Raw genomic sequence first — 18,507 nt, forward strand, 5'->3', positions numbered from 1 at the left:
CTCATCCGGCTTCATCCGCCCCGAATAAAGCTGTCCCCCGAAATGGGGTCGACAAGCCCGGGGTGAACGCGGGGTGAAAACCGGCGAACGGACACCGTCGCGCCGATAGCTTTTCGCTGGCAGGGGAGAAGTCTGACTACTCGCCCCATCACCAGAGAGAAGGGCGTGGCAGTGGCCGAAGGCGTGGACGGAACGAAGAGACGGCATCGTGGCGAGCGGAGCGGGTTCTCCCTGCGCACGCTGGGACGGCGTCTCGGAGCGGTCGGTTTCGTCGCTGCGCTGGCGGTCGCGCTGGTCGCAGTCGCGTCGCCGACGCCTGCGCTCGCCGCGGACATGACGCTTTCGATCAGCCCCGCGGCCACGACCGTTGCGAGCAACACGGCCACCACATATACCCTCACCTACTCGTGCAGCAACGGCGCGGGCAGCTGTCTGAACTCCGTCGTCACGATTCCGACCGGGACGGTCACCGGCAACGGTGGCAACACGGACTTCGCAGCCTGGGTCACCTCAGGCACCTGCCCGGCCGTGAACAAGACTGTCGCGGGCCAGGTGTCGTTCAACCTCGGCACGCTCGGCACCAGCACGAACACCTGCACGTTCACGGTGCGGCCCCCGGAGTACACGACCCTGAACAACGCGACGGCGACGATCACGCCGACGCTGTCGAGCAGCAACTCCACCTCGGCCGCCGCGGCCGCGGCTACGCTCACGGTGACGGCGGGGCACAACAACAGCCTGGGCAATTCGATCCCGGCCAAGTCGATCTCCGGCAACACAGTCAACTACGTGATCACGTACAACTGCGGGCTGAACGTCAAGAGTTACACCGGCGACATCGGCATCTCCGGCATCACGATCACGAGCACGCTACCGGCGAACTTCGACTACCAGTCGGCCAGCCTCAGTGCCGGGATCCCAGGAACTGTCTCTTACAACGCGGCGACCCGCGTGCTCACATACTCGGACCCGACCGGCAAGTCCTGCGGCAACCCCCGCTGAACGTCTCCAACTACTTCGCCATCACCGTGACGGGCAAGGCGTCCACGGGCGGGGTCCCGGATGCGGTCGGCACGCAGATCTGCGGGTCGGCTTCGGCGACCTGGACCTACATCGACGGCGTGGCGGGTTCGGGATCCACGGCGACGGTCTGCTCGACCGTGATCACTCTGGCGACAACGGTCTCCAAGACCACCACATCAACCTCGACCCTCAGCAACATCGGTCAGTTCACCGCGGCGGACGGCGGAGCGAACGCCCCGTACACCTACCCGGGCGACTGGGATACCTCGGCCGCGACGGCCTACTACGACATCACGACGGCGACCGTGCCGCCCGCCGTCAACGCGGGCGTTGCCTACGACCTCAAGGACGCGATGCCGTGTCTGACGAACGTCTCGAACAACAACTACTCGTCGAACGCGCCCGGCACTGTCTGCGCGAGCCCTGCGTTCGTCCCCACGCTCGTTCAAGCGTTCGGATACACGGCCTCCGCCGCGGACACGATCACCCTCGTCTACACGGACGGGACCACGGGAACCGTCGCGTACTCGGCGGCCAAGACGGGCTGGGTCATCCCGGCGTCGCCCGCGGTCGCCGAGGTCGACATCCCGGCCTTCGCAGCCGAGGGCACGAACACGGCAGCCACGATGCGGTTCCGGATGTTCGGCTACGCGGCGAGCACTGTGCCGACCCCGGCCGTCCTGACCAACAAGGTCGTCTCGACCCCGTACGCGGCAGGTGACACGACCTCTCCGCTGCTCTCCGCTCAGACCGCGTCGTCGCGCCTGCTCGTGGTCGCCCCGCCGGCAAACAGTGCCGCGTTCGTGTACCCCGGTATCACCACTGCCCAGGTGGGCACGACGTGCGCCGCGAACGCAGTCTTGAACAGCAGCAACAATGGCGCGTACAGCAACCGGATCGAGATCCCGACCGCGCCGTCGGCCGCTATCTACATCGACTACCTCGCTCCCGCCGGCGCGACGGCGGTGAACCCGGTTGCGACGCCGTTCCAGCTCGCCACTTTCAACAACAACGGCGCCGGTGCCAAGTCGTTCACCACGGCAGCCGTTACGCCCACTGTCACGCCGAACTACAACGGCACCGGACGCATCCTGGTGCGTTACGTCATCCCCGCCGGCGCCGCGACGACGCCGGGCTACTACAAGATCCAGTCCACGACGTTCGTGCCCATGACCCTCGAGGCAGGCTGCGCCGGGACGTACACGAGCGACATCACCGTTGGCTACGGCGCACCGATCCAACAGTGCTACTTCAACAACTACTCGAGCGCGCACATCGAGCCGGCACCGATGTACCCTACCGGCACCACGGATCTCCGCGCCAACGCCACACCGCTTACGAACAATTACTGCGGATTCTCGTCGAGCTTCGTGGTCGCCCCGATCAAGCCCGGCTTCAGCGTCGACAAGACGGTGCAAGGCAATCTCGATCCATCACCCATCGGGAGCGGTGGAACCGGACATGTGAGCGTCGACGGTGGCACCGCGACCTACACCGTCACCTTCACGAACAGCGGATCGTCGAACCTGACGAACCCGGTCATGTACGACGTGCTGCCGCGCGTCGGGGACACCCGGGCCTCGTCGACCGCAGCACGAAACTCGCAGTTCCCGGTCTCCCTCACCGGCATCGGGACACTGCAGGCGGGTCTGGCCGTGGCGTATTCGCAGGCGACCAATCCGTGCCGCACCGAGGTTCTCGCGACCAATCCGGGCTGCATCGACGACTGGTCGACCACTCCGCCGTCGCCGCTGTCGAAGACCACGGCGCTGCGCTTCACATACACCGGCAAGGTGCTTGTGACCACCGGCTTCTCGGCGACATACACGGTCACGACCCCGCCGGCTGCCGCGGGCAATACGGCGTGGAACAGCGTCGGCACGAATGTCTACGCGGGCGACGCGCTCGTCGGTGCGGCGGAGTCGTCGCTGACGGGCCTGCAGGCGCAGAGCGCTCAGCCGGCGATCACGAAGACGGCGGACCGGACCACGGTCGACGCCGTCGGGCAGCCCGTGACCTACACGTTCACCGTGACCAACAACACCGCGGTGACGCTCGGCAACGTCCGTGTGACCGATGCGCTGGTGGCATCGGCGGCCTCGAGCATCGCGCCCAGCGCGACCTGCACCACGCTGACGAGCCCGACCGCCCCCTGCTCCGGCGCGGTCACATCATTGGCCTCAGGACAGTCCGCCACCTTCACGGCGACGTACATCACCACTCAAGCAGACCTGGACCACGGACTGATCTCCGACCAGGCGACCGCGACCGCCGACCCGCCCACGGGTCCGGGCCTGAGCAACAGCAGCGACGTCGTCACCGTGACAGCGGTGCAGAACGGCGCACTGTCGCTGACCAAGGCGGCCTCACCGGGCAGCGTGAGTGCCGTCGGCGACACCGTGGCATACACGTTCGCGGTCACCAATACGGGCAATGTCACGCTGAACACAGTCGGAATCACTGAGAAGTCGTTCTCAGGATCCGGCAGTCTCTCGGCCATCGCCTGCCCACCGAGCGCACTGGCTCCCGGGGCGTCGGTGGACTGCACCGCCAGCTATCCGGTGACCCAGACGGATCTGACGGCCGGCTCGGTGGTGAACACCGCGGCGGCAACCGCCAAGACACCCAGTGGCACCATCGCGACGTCCGCCGACTCCACCGCCGCCGTCACGGTCGACCAGGTCGCGAACCTCGTGACCGTGAAGTCGGCGACCCCTTCGGCGGCCGCGGCGTACAACGCCGGACAGCTGATCACCTACACCTACGTCGTATCGAACACCGGGAACATCCCTGTTACCGGCATCACGGTGAACGAGCAGCTCTTCACCGGCTCCGACGTCCTCTCGGCGATCAGCTGCCCGGCTACGACCCTCGATCCGGCCACCCAGTTCAGCTGCACGGCGACATACACGCTGACCCAGGCCGACGTGGATGCGGGCTCGCTGACCAACACGGCGAACGCGACCGGCACCTCGGCCACCGGTCCGGTCACCGCGGGCGACTCGACCGTCACCACCCCGCAGGAGCAGGTCTCGAAGCTCACGCTGACGAAGACCGCCGACACGGCCTACGTGAATGCGACCGGTGACACGATCACCTACACGTTCCACATCCGGAACACGGGCAACGTGTCGCTGCACGACGTGACGGCGACGGAGACCGCGTTCTCCGGCACGGGCGGCACTCCGGTGGTCGACTGCCCGACGACGGATCTCGTCCCCGGTCAGCAGGTCGATTGCACCGCGACACACGCGGTGACGCAGGCAGACATGAACGCGGGATCCATCGTCAACACGGCGAAGGCGACCGGCGTCGACCCGGGCGATGATGACGTCGCGTCCGCCCTCTCTACCGCGACCGTCGCTGTGAACGCCGCCCCGGCGATCTCCTTGGTGAAGTCGGCCGATGTCGCCTCGTACGCCTCCGTCGGCACGGCGATCACGTTCTCGTTCTTGATCACGAACACCGGCAACGTGGCGCTCACGGGCGTAGACGTGTCGGAGGACACGTTCACGGGTAGCGGGACCCTCGCCGACGTCGACTGCCCGGCAACCGAGCTAGCGCCGGGGGAGAGCGTGACGTGCGACGCCGGGTATGAGACGACCCAGGCCGACCTCGACCGCGGCAGCGTCGACAACACGGCCACGGCGTTCGCCGCCACAGGATCAGGGGTTCCGGTCGTCTCCGATCCGTCGACGGTGAGCGTGGCTGCAGTGCAGTCGCCGAGTCTGCTGCTCGAGAAGACGGTGAATCCGGATGCGGTGCACACCGCGGGCGACTCGGTGACGTACACGTTCCATGTGACGAACACCGGCAATGTGACGCTGACCGGCCTCGCGATCGCGGAGTCCGCGTTCTCCGGCACTGGTGCGATCGCCGTCCCGGACTGCGGGGCGACGGCTCTGGCCCCCGGCGGGGACCGGTCGTGCGAGGTGAGCTATCAGGTGACTCAGCCAGACGTGGACGCGGGGACCGTGACGAACACGGCAGTCGCGACGGCAGCGCTGGGCACGTCAGCGGTGTCCTCCGACCCCTCCACCGCGACGGTGTCGATCGATCGCAAGCCCGCCCTCTCGCTGGTGAAGTCGGCGTCGCCGGCTGCTCCGGCGGACTTCAAGGCGGGTGAGCAGATCACGTATTCGTTCGTGGTCACCAACACCGGCAACGTGACGATCACCGATCCCGGTGTGCAGGAGGGTGCCTTCACCGGCACCGGAACCCTGGATGCTCCGACGTGTCCCTCGGCCGATCCGCTGGCCCCCGGTGCCCAGCTGATCTGCACCACCGTCTACACAGTGACTCAGGAGGACATCGACAATGCGTCGGTGACGAACACGGCCACCGCGGTCGGCAACGGCCCGGCCGGCGCCGCCCCGCTGACACCGGCCAGCTCGTCCGTGACCGTGCCGGAGCCGTCGAAGCCGAGTCTGGCGCTGCTGAAGACGACCGACGCGAAGAAGGTCGCTGCGGCCGGCCAGATCGTGACATACACATTCACGGTGACCAACACGGGTAACACCACGGCGACGAAGGTCGGCATCAAGGAAGGCACCTTCTCCGGTCACGGCACCGCCCCAGCGGTCGACTGCCCGGCGGGCACCCTGTTGCCGGGACAGAAGGCATCCTGCACGGCCGCCTATACGGTGGTCGCGGCCGACCTCAACGGCAAGCCGCTCACCAACACCGCCAGGGCGTTCAGTGGATCCCCGTCGGGTACGGACGTGATCTCGGACCCGTCGACGGCGACCATCGCCAACGTCGTGACCGCCGACCCCGTCGATCCGGCCGGTGACCTCGCCCGCACCGGCTCCACCATCGCCTGGGGCGTCGGGATGCTCGGCCTGGCGCTGTTGGCGGCCGGAACCATCCTGTTGGGCCTGCGTCGACGCCGCCGGACACAGCACTGATCGCGCGCGCCCGGCCGCATCCCCGCGGGGACCGCGGCCGGGCGGGGGCGACCGGCTGGTGGTGATCGGCGAATCGAGACTGCGCGAAAATGAGCGACGCTCTACTATTGGCGCATGTGCTGATCTGACCCGAGAGGAATCCGCCATGACCGATCAAACCTCCACCCCCACCGTTGTGCTCGTTCATGGAGCGTTCGCCGATGCCGGAAGCTGGAACGGGGTGACCGAGAGACTGCTCGCAGCAGGTGTGAAGGTCCTTGCCCCGGCCAACCCCCTGCGCGGCCTGATCAGCGACTCCGACTACATCACCAGCGTCCTGTCGCAGGTCGAAGGTCCCGTTCTCGCGGTCGGTCACTCCTACGGAGGCGCCGTGATTACGAACGCAGCGCTCGAGGCTGGCAACGTGGTCGGGCTCGTCTATGTGGCGGCTTTCGCGCCCGATGAGGGCGAGACCCTGGGGGAGCGCGAGGGCGACTCGCGTGACAGCGTGCTGTCCGCGGCCCTGCTGCCGCGCATGTATCCCACAGGCGGTGGTGAGTCGGCGGCGGAACTGTATGTCGATCCGGCCAAATTCCACGAGGTGTTCGCGGCCGATGTTCCCGAGGTGCAGTCTGGGGTGCTCGCGGCGGCTCAGCGTCCGGTGGCAGCGGCCGCCTTCGATGAGAAGACGCGTTCTGCCGCGTGGAAGACGTTGCCGTCCTGGGCGGTCGTCGCAACGGGTGACAAAGCGGCCGGAGCGGACGTCATCCTGTCGATGGCGCAACGAGCCAAGGCCGACATCCTGGAGCTCGAGGGGTCGCACGTCATCATGATCTCCCAGCCGCACGCCGTCACCGAGGTCGTGCTGAAAGCGCTGAAAGCCGTCTCCTGATGTCCGACAACGACGGCGACAACGAGACCGGCACTGCGGGCCCGGTCGACGATCTCGCGCGAACCCTCAAACGAACCGAGTTGCAGCGAAAGCCCTCCTCGATTCCGGATCGCATCATCGTCCAGGTGCTCACCGAGATCCCGGTGGGTGTCGAATCCGGATGGCACACGCATCCGGGCGAAGAGGTCGGCTACATCCTGACCGGAACGGTGGAGATGCGGATCCAGGATCAGCCCACGCTCACTCTCAACACGGGCGACCCGTTCCTCATCCCGCCTGGCACACCGCACAATGCGCTGGACCTCGGACCGGACGTCGGCCACATGCTCTCGACCTACATCGTCGACCCCGGCCAGCAGCTCGCCACGTTCGTCGAACCCGCTCCGTAGCGGCTGTCTACGTCATGCCCGCCTAGTCCTTCGCGCGCGCCGTGCTCGACCGCACGATGAGCTCCGGAACGGCGAACTCCGGCGTCTCCGGCGACGGCGATCCCTCGATCTCCGCCAGGAGCAGCCCGATGGCGCTCGCGCCGAGTTGCGCGAAATCCTGCCGAACGGTGGTGAGCGGTGGCGCTAGATGCTTGGCCTCGGGGATGTCATCGAAGCCGACGACACTGAGGTCTCCCGGCACCGACAGCCCGAGGTCGGCGGCGGCGTGCATCGCGCCCAAGGCCATCTGGTCATTGGATGCGAACACCGCCGTGAACTCCTTGTGGGGCAGCAGTCTGAGCCCGATCTCGTAGCCGCGGTCGACCGTCCAGTCGCCCAGAGCCGGAGCAGTCGGGGCGATGTCCCATTCCGACATCTCCTCGAGGAACCCGCGCATCCTCTCCTCGGCCTCGTTCCAATCCTGAGGGCCGGCGATGTGCAGGATGCGCGTGTGCCCGAGCTTGAGCAGGTGCCGCGTCGCGAGGCGCGCACCACCGCGCTGGTCGAACGCGACGGAGCGGTCGCCCGGCGTATCCGGCCACTGGAGGCTCACGAACGGCACGCCGATCGAGACGCGGTGCAGCGCCTCGTGTGCGCGCTGTTGCGGAGCGATGATCACGACGCCGTCGATGCCCTGGGCGAGGAACGCATCGAGGGCGTCGATGAGGCTCGCTTCGTCCTCGCGCGCCAATGTCGCCGACACGATCGTGTAGCCACGGGCACGAGCGGCACTGTCAACGGCCGCTGCTGCGCTGAACGGTCCGTAGTGAGAGCGTGCGCTCACGAGCAGACCGATCGCTTTGAACCGCGAGCTCGCGAGTGCGCGGGCGGCGCTGTTCGGCCGCCAGCCCAGCTCGTCGATGACCTTGCGCACCTGCGCCTCGGTCGACGGCTTGATGTAGCGCTCGCCGTTCAGCACGCGGGACACCGTCTGTCGAGAGACACCGGCGATGCGGGCGACATCGCGGATCGACGGCCGGCGCGGCGGCGTGTCTCCGATCTTGTCCGTCATGTGCTCTCCGAGTGGGCTTCGTGCGGGTTCGGCGCCGGCGCTCGCCGTCTTCTGCCGATCATAGGGGTCGCGAGCGGTGGGATGTTTCGAGCGATTTTCGCTCGGCGGCTTGACGTGCCGCGTTGTTGAGGCATAGCGTTCTACCGTTCTGGGACCGGTCTCATATTCGGGATACAACCTAGCGGATGACGAGGGAGTCGCACATGAAGGACGACGAATCGCGAGGATGCGTTTCGCTCCACGACTCCGCTGTTGCCACTCCCGAGCACCGAGCGACCGTTCCCGGCCGGCTGGAAACCACGCGCATTCGCCGCGCGGACCACCCCACCTCTCGAAAGGAATCACAGTGAAGTTGAAGAGAATCGCGATCGGGGCCGTCGCCATCGGAGTGGCCGTTCTGCTTGCGGCATGCTCCGGGGGACGACCGGGCACGGATTCGTCCGCAGGCTCGTCCGACAACAAGGGCGCCCTCGTCGGCGTCGCGATGCCCACCAAGGTGTCGGAGCGCTGGATCGCCGACGGCAACGCGGTCAAGGCCGACCTGGAGAAGAACGGCTACAAGGTCGACCTCGAGTACGCCAACAACGACATCCCGACCCAGGTGCAGCAGATCAACACGATGATCACCAAGGGCGCCAAGGTGCTGATCATCGCCTCGATCGACGGCGGCTCGCTGACCGACCAGCTCGACGCCGCCGCGAAGGCGGGCATCAAGGTCGTCTCGTACGACCGCCTGCTCACGGGCGACAAGAACGTCGACTACTACGTGTCGTTCGACAACTACAAGGTCGGCGTATTCCAGGCGAACTCGCTGCTGACCGGTCTGGGTGTTCTGGATGCGGACGGCAAGAAGACCGGAACGAAGGGCCCGTTCAACATCGAGCTGTTCGCCGGTAGCCCCGACGACAACAACGCGACGTTCTTCTTCAACGGTGCGATGGACACCCTGAAGCCGTACATCGCCGACGGAACCGTCGTGGTGAAGAGCGGCCAGACGGCGTTCAACCAGGTCGCGATCCTCCGCTGGGACCCGGCGACCGCCAAGGCCCGCATGCAGGACCTCGTGGCCAAGTCGTACTCGGGCGGTGAGGCCGTTCAGGGTGTGCTCTCGCCGTACGACGGACTGTCCGACGGCATCCTGAGCGCGCTCGAGGGTGCGGGCTACGGCTCGGGCGGCAAGCAGCTGCCGATCATCACGGGTCAGGATGCCGAGGTCGCGAGCGTCAAGCAGATCATCGCGGGAACCCAGTACTCGACGATCTACAAGGACACGCGCCAGCTCGCCAACGAGGCGGCCAAGATGGCCAACGACATCCTCACCGGCAAGAAGCCCGAGGTGAACGACACGAAGAGCTACGACAACAAGACGAAGGTCGTTCCGAGCTTCCTCTTCCAGCCCGTCGTCGTCACCAAGGACAACTACCAAGAGGTGCTCGTCGACAGCGGTTACTACAAGGAATCGGACCTGAAGTAGCCCCACCGGCAATCAGAGGGGATGGGCGCGGTCGCCCGACCGCGCCCATCCCCTCGCCACGAAACAAGGAAGAGCATGGCCAAAACGATTCTCGAGATGCGAAACATCTCGAAGGAGTTCCCCGGCGTGAAAGCCCTGCAGGACGTCTCCATCGCGATCGAGGAAGGCTCCGTCCACGCGATCTGCGGTGAGAACGGGGCCGGCAAGTCGACGCTGATGAAGGTTCTCTCCGGCGTCTACCCGCACGGCACCTTCGAAGGCGAGATCAGGCTGGAGGGCGAGCCCGTCGAGTTCCGGTCGATCAACGACTCGGAGTCCGCCGGCATCGTGATCATCCACCAGGAGCTCGCCCTCTCGCCCTATCTGTCGATCGCCGAGAACATCTACCTCGGCAACGAGCGGCAGCGCGGCGGGTTCATCGACTGGAACGAGACCAACCTCGAAGCGGCGAAGCTGCTGAAGCGCGTCGGCCTCAAAGACAACCCGATCACCAAGATCAAGGACATCGGGGTCGGAAAGCAGCAGCTCGTCGAGATCGCGAAGGCGCTCTCGAAGGAGGTGCGCATCCTGATCCTGGATGAGCCGACCGCTGCGCTGAACGACGACGACTCCGCACACCTGCTCGAGCTCATCCGTCAGCTGCAGAAGCACGGGATCACCTCGATCATCATCAGCCACAAGCTCAACGAGATCAAAGCGATCGCCGACCGGGTCACGATCATCCGTGACGGCAAGACGATCGAAACCATCGAGATGAGCGGCGAGGGCGCAAGCGAGGACCGCATCATCAAGGGCATGGTCGGCCGGGATGTGGCGAGCCGCTTCCCCGACCATGTCCCGCACATCGGCGAGGAGCTTCTGCGCGTCGAGGACTGGACGGTGCACCACCCGCTCGACCGCAGCCGCAAGGTGGTCGACGGCGCCAACCTCTCGGTGAGGGCCGGCGAGATCGTCGGCATCGCGGGCCTGATGGGCGCCGGTCGCACAGAGCTCGCAATGAGCATCTTCGGCCGCAGCTACGGCGTCAACATCAGCGGTCAGGTGTACAAGCGGGGCGAGCCGATCTCGGTCAATACGGTGTCGAAGGCGATCGCCCATGGCATTGCGTACTCGACCGAGGACCGCAAGCGCTACGGGCTGAACCTGATCGACAACATCCAGCGGAACATCTCGATCGCCGCGCTCGACAAGCTCACCGACTGGTTCAAGATGGTCAACGCCTTCAAAGAGCGCGCCGTCGCCGAGGACTACCGCAAGAGCATGAACATCAAGACGCCGAGCGTCCTGGCCGTCGCGGGCAAGCTCTCGGGCGGCAACCAGCAGAAGGTCGTGCTCTCCAAATGGATGTACGCCGACCCGGAGGTGCTCATCCTCGATGAGCCGACCCGCGGCATCGACGTGGGCGCGAAGTACGAGATCTACACGATCATCCAGCGCCTCGCCGACGCGGGTAAGGGCATCATCGTGATCTCCTCCGAGCTGCCGGAACTGCTCGGCATCTGCGATCGCATCTACACCCTGAGCGAGGGCCGCATCACTGCGGATGTGCCCCGCGAGAAGGCAACCGCCGAATACCTCATGCAATTCATGACCCAGGAACGTGAGAAGACCACAGCATGAAAGCCCTGTCCAACGCCCTTGCCTATCTGACCGGTCAGCTTCGGCAGATCGGCCTGTTCATCGCGCTCATCGTGATCGTGGTCTTCTTCCAGATCACGACGAACGGCATCACGCTGGCGCCGATCAACGTCTCCAACTTGATCGTGCAGAACAGCTACATCCTGATCCTCGCGGTCGGCATGGTCATGGTGATCATCGCCGGGCACATCGACCTCTCGGTCGGCAGTGTCGTCGCGTTCATCGGCGCGATGGCCGGCGTCATGATCTCGTCGTGGCACATCCCGTGGCCGCTCGCCGTGATCCTGTGTCTCGTGCTCGGCGCTCTCGTCGGGGCCTGGCAGGGATTCTGGATCGCGTACTTCGGCATCCCCGCGTTCATCGTGACGCTCGCCGGCATGCTCGTCTTCCGCGGTGCCGCGCAGATCGCGCTCGGCAACCAGCAGATCTCGTTCTTCCCGAAGGAGTTCCGCGCGATCGGTTCTGGCTTCCTTCCCACGTTCGGGACGTCGGGTTATGAGCCGCTCACGATGATCCTCGGTCTCCTGGCCGCGATCGCGATCATCGCGTCGTCTGTGCGGCAGCGCCTGGTTCGGCGACGTTACGAGCTGGAGGACGAGCCGTTCTGGTGGTTCCTGGTGAAGGTGATCTTCCTCGTCCTGCTCGTGCTGATCGTGACCGTGCTGCTCGCCAGCTACAACGGCACGCCGATCGTGCTGCTCATCCTGGGCGTTCTCGTCGTCGGCTACACGGCGGTGATGAACCGGTCGGTGTTCGGACGGCACATCTACGCCATCGGCGGCAACCTCGCGGCGGCGCAGCTCTCCGGTGTGAAGACCAAGCGCGTCACGTTCCTGCTGTTCGTCAACATGGGTGTGATCTCGGCGATCGCAGGTCTCGTGTTCACCGCCGGGCTTAACCTGGCGAGCCCGAGCGCGGGCAACGGGTTCGAGCTGGATGCGATCTCGGCCGTGTTCATCGGTGGTGCGGCGGTGACCGGCGGTATCGGAACGGTTCCGGGTGCGATCATCGGTGGTCTGATCATCGGCGTGCTGAACAACGGCATGTCCATCCTCGGTGTCGACAGCGACTATCAGCTGCTCATCAAGGGCCTGGTGCTGCTCGCAGCCGTCGCGTTCGACGTCTACAACAAGCGCCGTTCGGTCTCGGCCTGACGCCAGCGGGCCCGCACACGGCAGACGTTGTGTGGGCCCGAGGCCCGGAGGGGTCCCACCCGACCGATCTACCCCCTTGCGGGCGGCGACAGGATGCGGCGAAGCTGACCCTGACGTCTGCCACCGACGGCGGGCCCGACGGGAAGGCACGCGATGAGCGACGAGCACGCATCCCCACTGCTTCGGCAGATCAACGACGGCAACTGGCTGCCTCAGGATGAGGCCGAGTCTCTGCGCTCGGAGTTGTTCTACCAGCGAGCGATCCACGCGTACTTCACGATGCAGCCGGCCTTGAATGTGATCGGGATGCGCGACGGCTCCGAGGCCGCGTTCGGTCGCGGGTACAACGTGCTGCCGATCTGGAAAGACCGGATGGACAGCCGCACCTGGGTGCCGACGCCGAACGCCGATGTCATCTACTCGATGAACTACCTCGACCTCAAAGAGACCGGGCCGCTGGTGGTCAACGCGCCGGCAAATGTGATCGGGATGTTCACCGACTTCTTCCAGCGCACCCTCACCGACGTCGGCGCAATCGGCCCCGACCGTGCTCGAGGCGGCCTCTACCTCTTGCTGCCGCCGGACTACGACGGCCACGTCCCGGGCGGGTATTTCACCTTCCGCTCGCCGACATACAACGTGTTCCTGTTCTTCCGCACGATCATGGGGAAGGGCGACGGCGTGCCTGACCCTTCGGTTGGAGTGGCGGTCGCCGAGCGCACCAGGATCTTCCCGCTGTGGACCGAAGAGAAGAACGCTCCTGCGATGGAGTTCCCGAACGCCAGCGGGATCCGCTTGAACATGATGTACCCGACCGACGCGTCGTACTGGACCAAGCTCAAGGACTTCATCGACTACGAACCCGTTAGCGCGATCGACCCCGAGCTGCGCGGTGTGCTCGCCTCGATCGGAATCATCAAAGGGCAGCCCTTCGATCCGTCCGACTGGCAGCAGGAGCAACTGCAACGTGCGGTCGAGACCGCGCCGAAGATGATCCTCGCCCTCGCGCAGCTTGGCCGTGACGATCAGCGAAACCGTTACTACGACGACCGCCAATGGGAGCAGGCGTGGGCGGGTGGCACGGCGGAGTGGATGCAGGAGAGCTATCTTGACGTGAACACGCGCGCGCGGTTCTTCCAGTACGCGTACTCGTCGGCTCCGGCGATGAACATCCACAGCACGGGCGCCGGGTCGAAGTACCCCTTCACCTACCGCGATGCCGACGGCGACTTCTTGAACGGCTCGTCGACGTATCGTCTGCACCTTCCGCCCGACATTCCAGCCGGGCTGTTCTGGGCGGCGACAGCGTACAACGTCACCGACGGGACGATGCCCGAGACCGAGCAGTTGCTGCCGTCGACCAACGGGTACTACGAGATCCCGAAGAACGACGACGGCTCCATCGACTTGTGGTTCGGGCCGTCGCAACCTGATGGAGTCGCTGACCCCGCGTTCGTCCAGACCGTTCCGGGGCGGGACTTCATCGTCGCGTTCCGGCTGTACGGCTCCGAGACCGAGTTCTACGACCAGACGTGGAAGCCGGACGATCTCGTCAAGGCCTGAGACGGAGTCGCCACTCGTCCCTTGCCGCGGTGCGCGGCCCGGGCATACGATGTCGCGCAAACGAGCCTGAACGTGCAACCCACGCAGCGCTCCGGGAGGTTCCCGTGGCCGTTTCGCCGCAGAACAAGCCTTCAGCGGAAGAGAAGCCGAACGAGCCCGATGCGGCCCTGGCCCTCGACCGAGTGTTCGACTACGAGTTGAGGAAGTCGCGGAACGCCTATCTGCGGGCATCCCGACGCGCCGAGCAGGTCGGCGAGGTCTTGACGCACGTCGACAAACGCTTCGTCGAGCTGACCTCTGCGATCGGTCGGCTCGAGGCGCCGCTCGTCATACCGCGTGAGAGCAATCCCTCACCCGGCGAGCTGCACACTCTGAGTCTCGTCACGACCAACACCAGCGACAAGCTGTCTTTCGCGGGCCCGCCGTACGACGCGACCTGGACGACCTTCCAGCCGGCCGGCGCATCCGGAACCGCTGCTCGCGGGCCGAGCGTCTACAAGCAGCAGGGAAGCATGTTCATCGATCTGACCGAGACCTACGTCGATCGACCGGTGGCCGAAGGCGGCTGGATGTACGCGGGAGCGGGGCTCGGGCTATGGTTCAAGCCGAAGGCGCCCTCGACCTACGTGCGTGTGTCCGGGCTCGTGGACTACGAATACGACTGGGCCGACAGCTCCAGCCTGCAGGTCGCCCACAACCGTGCGCAGCTCTGCGTGATGGTGCAGCACCGCCGCGGGCCGGGCGACATGGAGACGATCCTCGACACCCGCGACCAGCTGTGGGCAGACGGCACCTCCTGGTACGAGGACCACAGCGACAGCGGTGGCGGCTACTGGCCCAACCAGAACTTCTTCTGGGGCTCCAGCAATGACTGGTACCTCGTGTGGTTCTGGATGAACGGCGGCATCGACTTCTCCACCAAGGACACCTTCGGGTCGAGCAAGGCGTTTCAGACGTGGCACGCGCGCGTGCCGTTCATGGTCTTCGAGCAGTGGGCCTGAACGGTTAGCAGCCCTCGTCAGTCACGCGAAAGCCCCGCCCGGAAGTCGCGTTCCAGATCGATGTAGGCGTCGTCGCCGACCGCGATGCGAACTTCGGTGATGGTGCCGCCGCGGAAGGGGTATCCGGAGTCGTACTCCTTCGACACCGGGTCTGCGGTGTCGCGGCCGATCGCCAGCCCTTCGCCGTCGAGGGAGAAGTGGCCGGGCTGTGTCTTCCAAGGCGTTTCGGCGACGGGTTGGTCGTCGATGTGCAGAACGGCCTTTCCGATCGCTTCGTGCTTGTCGCCCATTCTGTCCTTCACGAACTCGGCTCCCAGTACGTGGACGCCGGGTGTGACGTCGTCGGGGGAGACGAGCTGCTGCTCGGGCGGTATGCCGATGAAGTTGTTCACGTACCAGAGCTTCTTGTTCTTGAGGAACAGGCTGTGGCCGCCGTGGCGTGAGCCGACGGCGAGAATGACGCCCTCGGCATCCGGATCGGTGATGGTCACGTCGGCGAGGATCTTGAACGAGCGACCCCGGATCTCTGCCGCGTTGAACTCCGGGAGCTCGCCGGTTCCCGGGTAGTAGCGGTAGATCCCATCTTTGGGGATGTCGGCGACGGGTACGACGGCCACGAGTTCGGCGACGGTGCGGTCGTCCAGCGGGAGCACGTTGTACTTGCCCGCCTCGACGTACCAGAGGTTGACCAGCTCCTTGACGAGTTCAGGATGCTCGGCCGCGAGATCGTGCATCTCCGACCGGTCGACATCGGTGTGATACAGCTCCCAGGTATCGGATTCGAAGTGGCCCTTGCCGAGGAAGGGTGCCCGCTGCGCGACGACTTTCCAGCCATCGCGCCAGAGGCCGCGCGTGGCGAGCATCTCGTAGTACTGGATCTTCTTCTCGGTGGGCGCATCCGGCTTCGTCCCGAACGTGTACTTCATCGAGACGCCGGGCAGTGGGGACTGCTCGTACCCCTGTACGAAGTCAGGGAACTCGAGACCGATGCATTCGAGGATGGTCGGAACGACGTCGACGGCGTGATGGTACTGGTGCCGCACCTCGCCGTGCGCGTCGATACCTCGAGGCCAGGAGATGACCATCGGGTCGGCCACGCCGCCCTGGTAGGTGTACCGCTTGAACATCTTGAACGGCGCGGAGAACGCGGTGGCCCATCCCGTGGGGTAGTGGTTATAGGTCTCCGGGCTGCCCAGCTGGTCGATCATGGACAGGTTCTGCTCGAGGTCTTCGGGATACGCGTTGAAGAACTTGTTCTCGTTCACCGTGCCGTCGGGGCTGCCCTCGCCGGAAGCGCCGTTGTCGGCGCAGTACAGGATGATCGTGTTCTCGAGTTGCCCGGTCTGCTCCAGGAAGTCGACGACGCGCCCGACCTGTGCGTCGGTGTACTCGCTGAAGCCGGCGTAGACCTCGGCCATCCGCGAGAAGAGGCGCTTCTCGTCGTCGTTCAGGCTGTCCCACGGCCGCACGAAGTCCGAGTCGGCGGAGACGTCGTCGGGCAGGGGGTTGATGGGGGAGAGGGTCGTGTCCGCGGGCAGGATGTCCCGCTCCACCATCCGGGCGAGCGCCCACTCCCGGTATGCCTCGTAGCCGTCGTCGAACACGCCCTTGTACTTGTCGATGTACTCCTGCGGCGCGTGATGGGGCGCGTGGTTCGCACCAGGGCAGAACCACAGGAACCACGGCTTGTCCGGGTCGGCCTGGCGCACATCCCCGAGATAGGAGATCGCATGGTCGGCGAGATCCTTCGACAGGTGATACCCGTCTTCGGGCAGGTACGGCTGCTCGATGTAGTGGTTGTCCTCGACGAGATTCGGGTACCAGTTGTTGGTCTCGCCGCCGATGAACCCGTAGAACCTGTCGAACCCGCGCGCGAGCGGCCAGTTGCGCTTCGAACCGCCCGGCGACCATTCGTCGATCGGCACATTGTGGTTCTTGCCGACCCACAGAGTGCTGTAGCCGTTCTCGCGAAGCACCTCGGCCAGGGTGGCGTTCTCCATCGGGATGATGCCGGTGTGGCCCGGGAAGCCCTGGGTTCCTTCGGCGATCTGCGCGAAGCCGTTCTCGTGATGGTTGCGCCCGGTGAGCAGGCAGGATCGGGTCGGCGAGCAGAGCGCGGTCGTGTGCCACTGCGTGTAGGTGAGGCCGTTGGCCGCGATGCGGTCCATCGTGGGCATGTTGATACGGCCGCCGTACGGCGACCATGCTGCCAGGCCGGTGTCGTCGTACAACACAAGGAGAACGTTCGGCGCCCCTTCGGGTGCGGGTGGCTGCCGGAACGCCGACCAATCCGGAACCGAGTCCCTCACATCGACGTTGACCACACCGTTGAACCGACGCGCCATGACGCGACCCCTTCCCCGCTCCAGTTGCGGCTCACTTTACGGCGCGCTCTCAGCGGTGGGAAGGGCTGATCGGGGATGCGGACCCTTGCCTCCAGTTGACAGACGGGTCTATCGTCTACCCCGACGGGGGTTCATCGTGAGGGATACAGCTAGCTGAGTTCAGCATGGGTCACGACTACGGAAGCGACCAGCTGGACGCCACGGACCGCAAGGCCGGTTCGCGCACTCGGCTGCGCTCGTTTCTCGCCATTCCCACCGTTCTTGCGCTCACGGTCGCGGCCTTCCTCTCCGCGGGGGTCGCGGCGGCGCTGCCGGGGAGTCCGGGCGTTCCGCAGGCTCCGGCCACACTCGTGTACCACGAGGACTTCCAGAATCAGCCGGCGACCAACGGCGTGCGGATCGGTCAGTACGTCGGCGGTCCGGCCGCGCTCGGAGAGACCTACCTGACGAGCCCGAACTGGGCGCCGGCCGGCGATCAGTGCAACGGCTGGGTGCTGCGCTCGAACACCCCCGCAACACGACCGTGACCAACCTCGACTCCGGCTGCGACGCCACCGCGTGGAGCTTCCTCCAGGGCATGGCGACCGCGATCGGACTCTCCCGCGGGGAGGCCCTGGCGACGGCGCAGCAGAATCAGATCCTCTCGGAGTACACGAACGGCGGGAGCGCGCCCGGCCCGGGGGTGGAGTTCCAGACCGCGCAGCCGATCGTCACCGGGATCACGCCCGGCCACTTCTACCTCATCAGCGCGATCTACGGTGCTGCGAACTGCGTCTCTGAAGGTCCTGGGCTGAACCGCGTCGACCCATCGCTCACGTTCAACCTGATCCAGAACCAGACGGGAAACGGCCCGGCACCGGGCACCGGGGCGGCACGGTGACGACGCTGGCCAGCGGTCTGAACCCGTGCACAGCATCCGGAGCCCAGGTCATCACGACGGGCGGCCACACGTACCACGTCGCCAAGCTGAACTCCGCGGGGTTCCGGGTGCCCACCGGGGTGACCTCGTTGGGCGTGCAGCTCTTCAACGCCGCAGGCGGTTTCCGCGGCAACGACTCGGGCTTCGACGACCCCTCGATCGTGGATGCGAC

At 65.8% G+C, this 18,507-nt stretch carries 13 protein-coding genes; 11 read left to right on the forward strand and 2 right to left on the reverse strand.

Translation table 11 applies throughout. The features are described from left to right. Positions 1-165 precede the first annotated feature (165 nt). From ACQ86A_RS04420 to ACQ86A_RS04435, 4 genes are all read left to right on the forward strand, one after another. On the forward strand, positions 166-1,002 hold the full coding sequence (locus tag ACQ86A_RS04420) for a hypothetical protein (RefSeq protein ID WP_431279403.1): 837 nt from the start codon (positions 166-168) through the stop codon (positions 1,000-1,002). A 26-nt stretch (positions 1,003-1,028) separates the two neighbouring features. Further along, positions 1,029-5,930 carry a beta strand repeat-containing protein gene (locus tag ACQ86A_RS04425; RefSeq protein ID WP_431279404.1) on the forward strand — a complete coding sequence of 1,634 codons (4,902 nt, stop codon included), beginning with the start codon at positions 1,029-1,031 and terminating at the stop codon, positions 5,928-5,930. Positions 5,931-6,075: 145 nt separating this feature from the next. After that, positions 6,076-6,801 (forward strand): alpha/beta hydrolase, encoded by a 726-nt coding sequence (locus ACQ86A_RS04430; protein ID WP_431279405.1) that lies wholly within the window; start codon positions 6,076-6,078, stop codon positions 6,799-6,801. Beyond that, on the forward strand, positions 6,801-7,190 hold the full coding sequence (locus ACQ86A_RS04435) for a cupin domain-containing protein (RefSeq protein WP_431279406.1): 390 nt from the start codon (positions 6,801-6,803) through the stop codon (positions 7,188-7,190). The genes ACQ86A_RS04430 and ACQ86A_RS04435 overlap by 1 nt, the downstream gene beginning before the upstream one ends. Positions 7,191-7,212: 22 nt before the next feature. On the opposite strand, the gene ACQ86A_RS04440 is transcribed toward ACQ86A_RS04435, so the two are convergent. Beyond that, complete coding sequence (locus tag ACQ86A_RS04440) at positions 7,213-8,241, reverse strand: LacI family DNA-binding transcriptional regulator (RefSeq protein ID WP_431279407.1); 1,029 nt, start codon at positions 8,239-8,241, stop codon at positions 7,213-7,215. Positions 8,242-8,587: 346 nt separating this feature from the next. Here ACQ86A_RS04440 and chvE point away from each other — a divergent pair, with 346 nt between their 5' ends. From chvE to ACQ86A_RS04465, 5 genes are all read left to right on the forward strand, one after another. Continuing rightward, a complete protein-coding gene (chvE, locus tag ACQ86A_RS04445) occupies positions 8,588-9,715 on the forward strand; it encodes a multiple monosaccharide ABC transporter substrate-binding protein (RefSeq protein WP_431279408.1) in 1,128 nt (375 codons plus the stop codon). A 75-nt stretch (positions 9,716-9,790) separates the two neighbouring features. Continuing rightward, positions 9,791-11,335, forward strand: a complete 1,545-nt coding sequence (mmsA, locus tag ACQ86A_RS04450; RefSeq protein WP_431279409.1) for a multiple monosaccharide ABC transporter ATP-binding protein — start codon at positions 9,791-9,793, stop codon at positions 11,333-11,335. Next, entirely contained in the window at positions 11,332-12,507 is a 1,176-nt protein-coding gene (gene mmsB, locus ACQ86A_RS04455) for a multiple monosaccharide ABC transporter permease (RefSeq protein WP_431279410.1), read from the forward strand. Before mmsA ends, mmsB begins: the two co-directional genes overlap by 4 nt. Before the next feature lie 153 nt (positions 12,508-12,660). Next, entirely contained in the window at positions 12,661-14,070 is a 1,410-nt protein-coding gene (locus ACQ86A_RS04460) for a DUF1254 domain-containing protein (protein WP_431279411.1), read from the forward strand. Positions 14,071-14,174: 104 nt separating this feature from the next. After that, the gene (locus ACQ86A_RS04465) at positions 14,175-15,071 is read left to right on the forward strand and encodes a hypothetical protein (protein WP_431279412.1); all 897 of its coding nucleotides are present in this window, start codon (positions 14,175-14,177) and stop codon (positions 15,069-15,071) included. A gap of 17 nt (positions 15,072-15,088) precedes the next feature. Here ACQ86A_RS04465 and ACQ86A_RS04470 read toward each other — a convergent pair whose 3' ends face one another. Beyond that, positions 15,089-17,416 carry an arylsulfatase gene (locus tag ACQ86A_RS04470; RefSeq protein WP_431279413.1) on the reverse strand — a complete coding sequence of 776 codons (2,328 nt, stop codon included), beginning with the start codon at positions 17,414-17,416 and terminating at the stop codon, positions 15,089-15,091. A 164-nt stretch (positions 17,417-17,580) separates the two neighbouring features. Between ACQ86A_RS04470 and ACQ86A_RS04475 the strand changes: the two genes are divergently transcribed. Continuing rightward, on the forward strand, positions 17,581-17,943 hold the full coding sequence (locus ACQ86A_RS04475; RefSeq protein ID WP_431279414.1) for a hypothetical protein: 363 nt from the start codon (positions 17,581-17,583) through the stop codon (positions 17,941-17,943). Then, the gene (locus ACQ86A_RS04480; protein ID WP_431279415.1) at positions 17,940-18,296 is read left to right on the forward strand and encodes a hypothetical protein; all 357 of its coding nucleotides are present in this window, start codon (positions 17,940-17,942) and stop codon (positions 18,294-18,296) included. The genes ACQ86A_RS04475 and ACQ86A_RS04480 overlap by 4 nt, the downstream gene beginning before the upstream one ends. Positions 18,297-18,507 lie beyond the last annotated feature (211 nt).

The sequence above is a fragment of the Leifsonia poae genome (genome assembly GCF_050632195.1).
Taxonomy (GTDB): domain Bacteria; phylum Actinomycetota; class Actinomycetes; order Actinomycetales; family Microbacteriaceae; genus Leifsonia; species Leifsonia poae_C.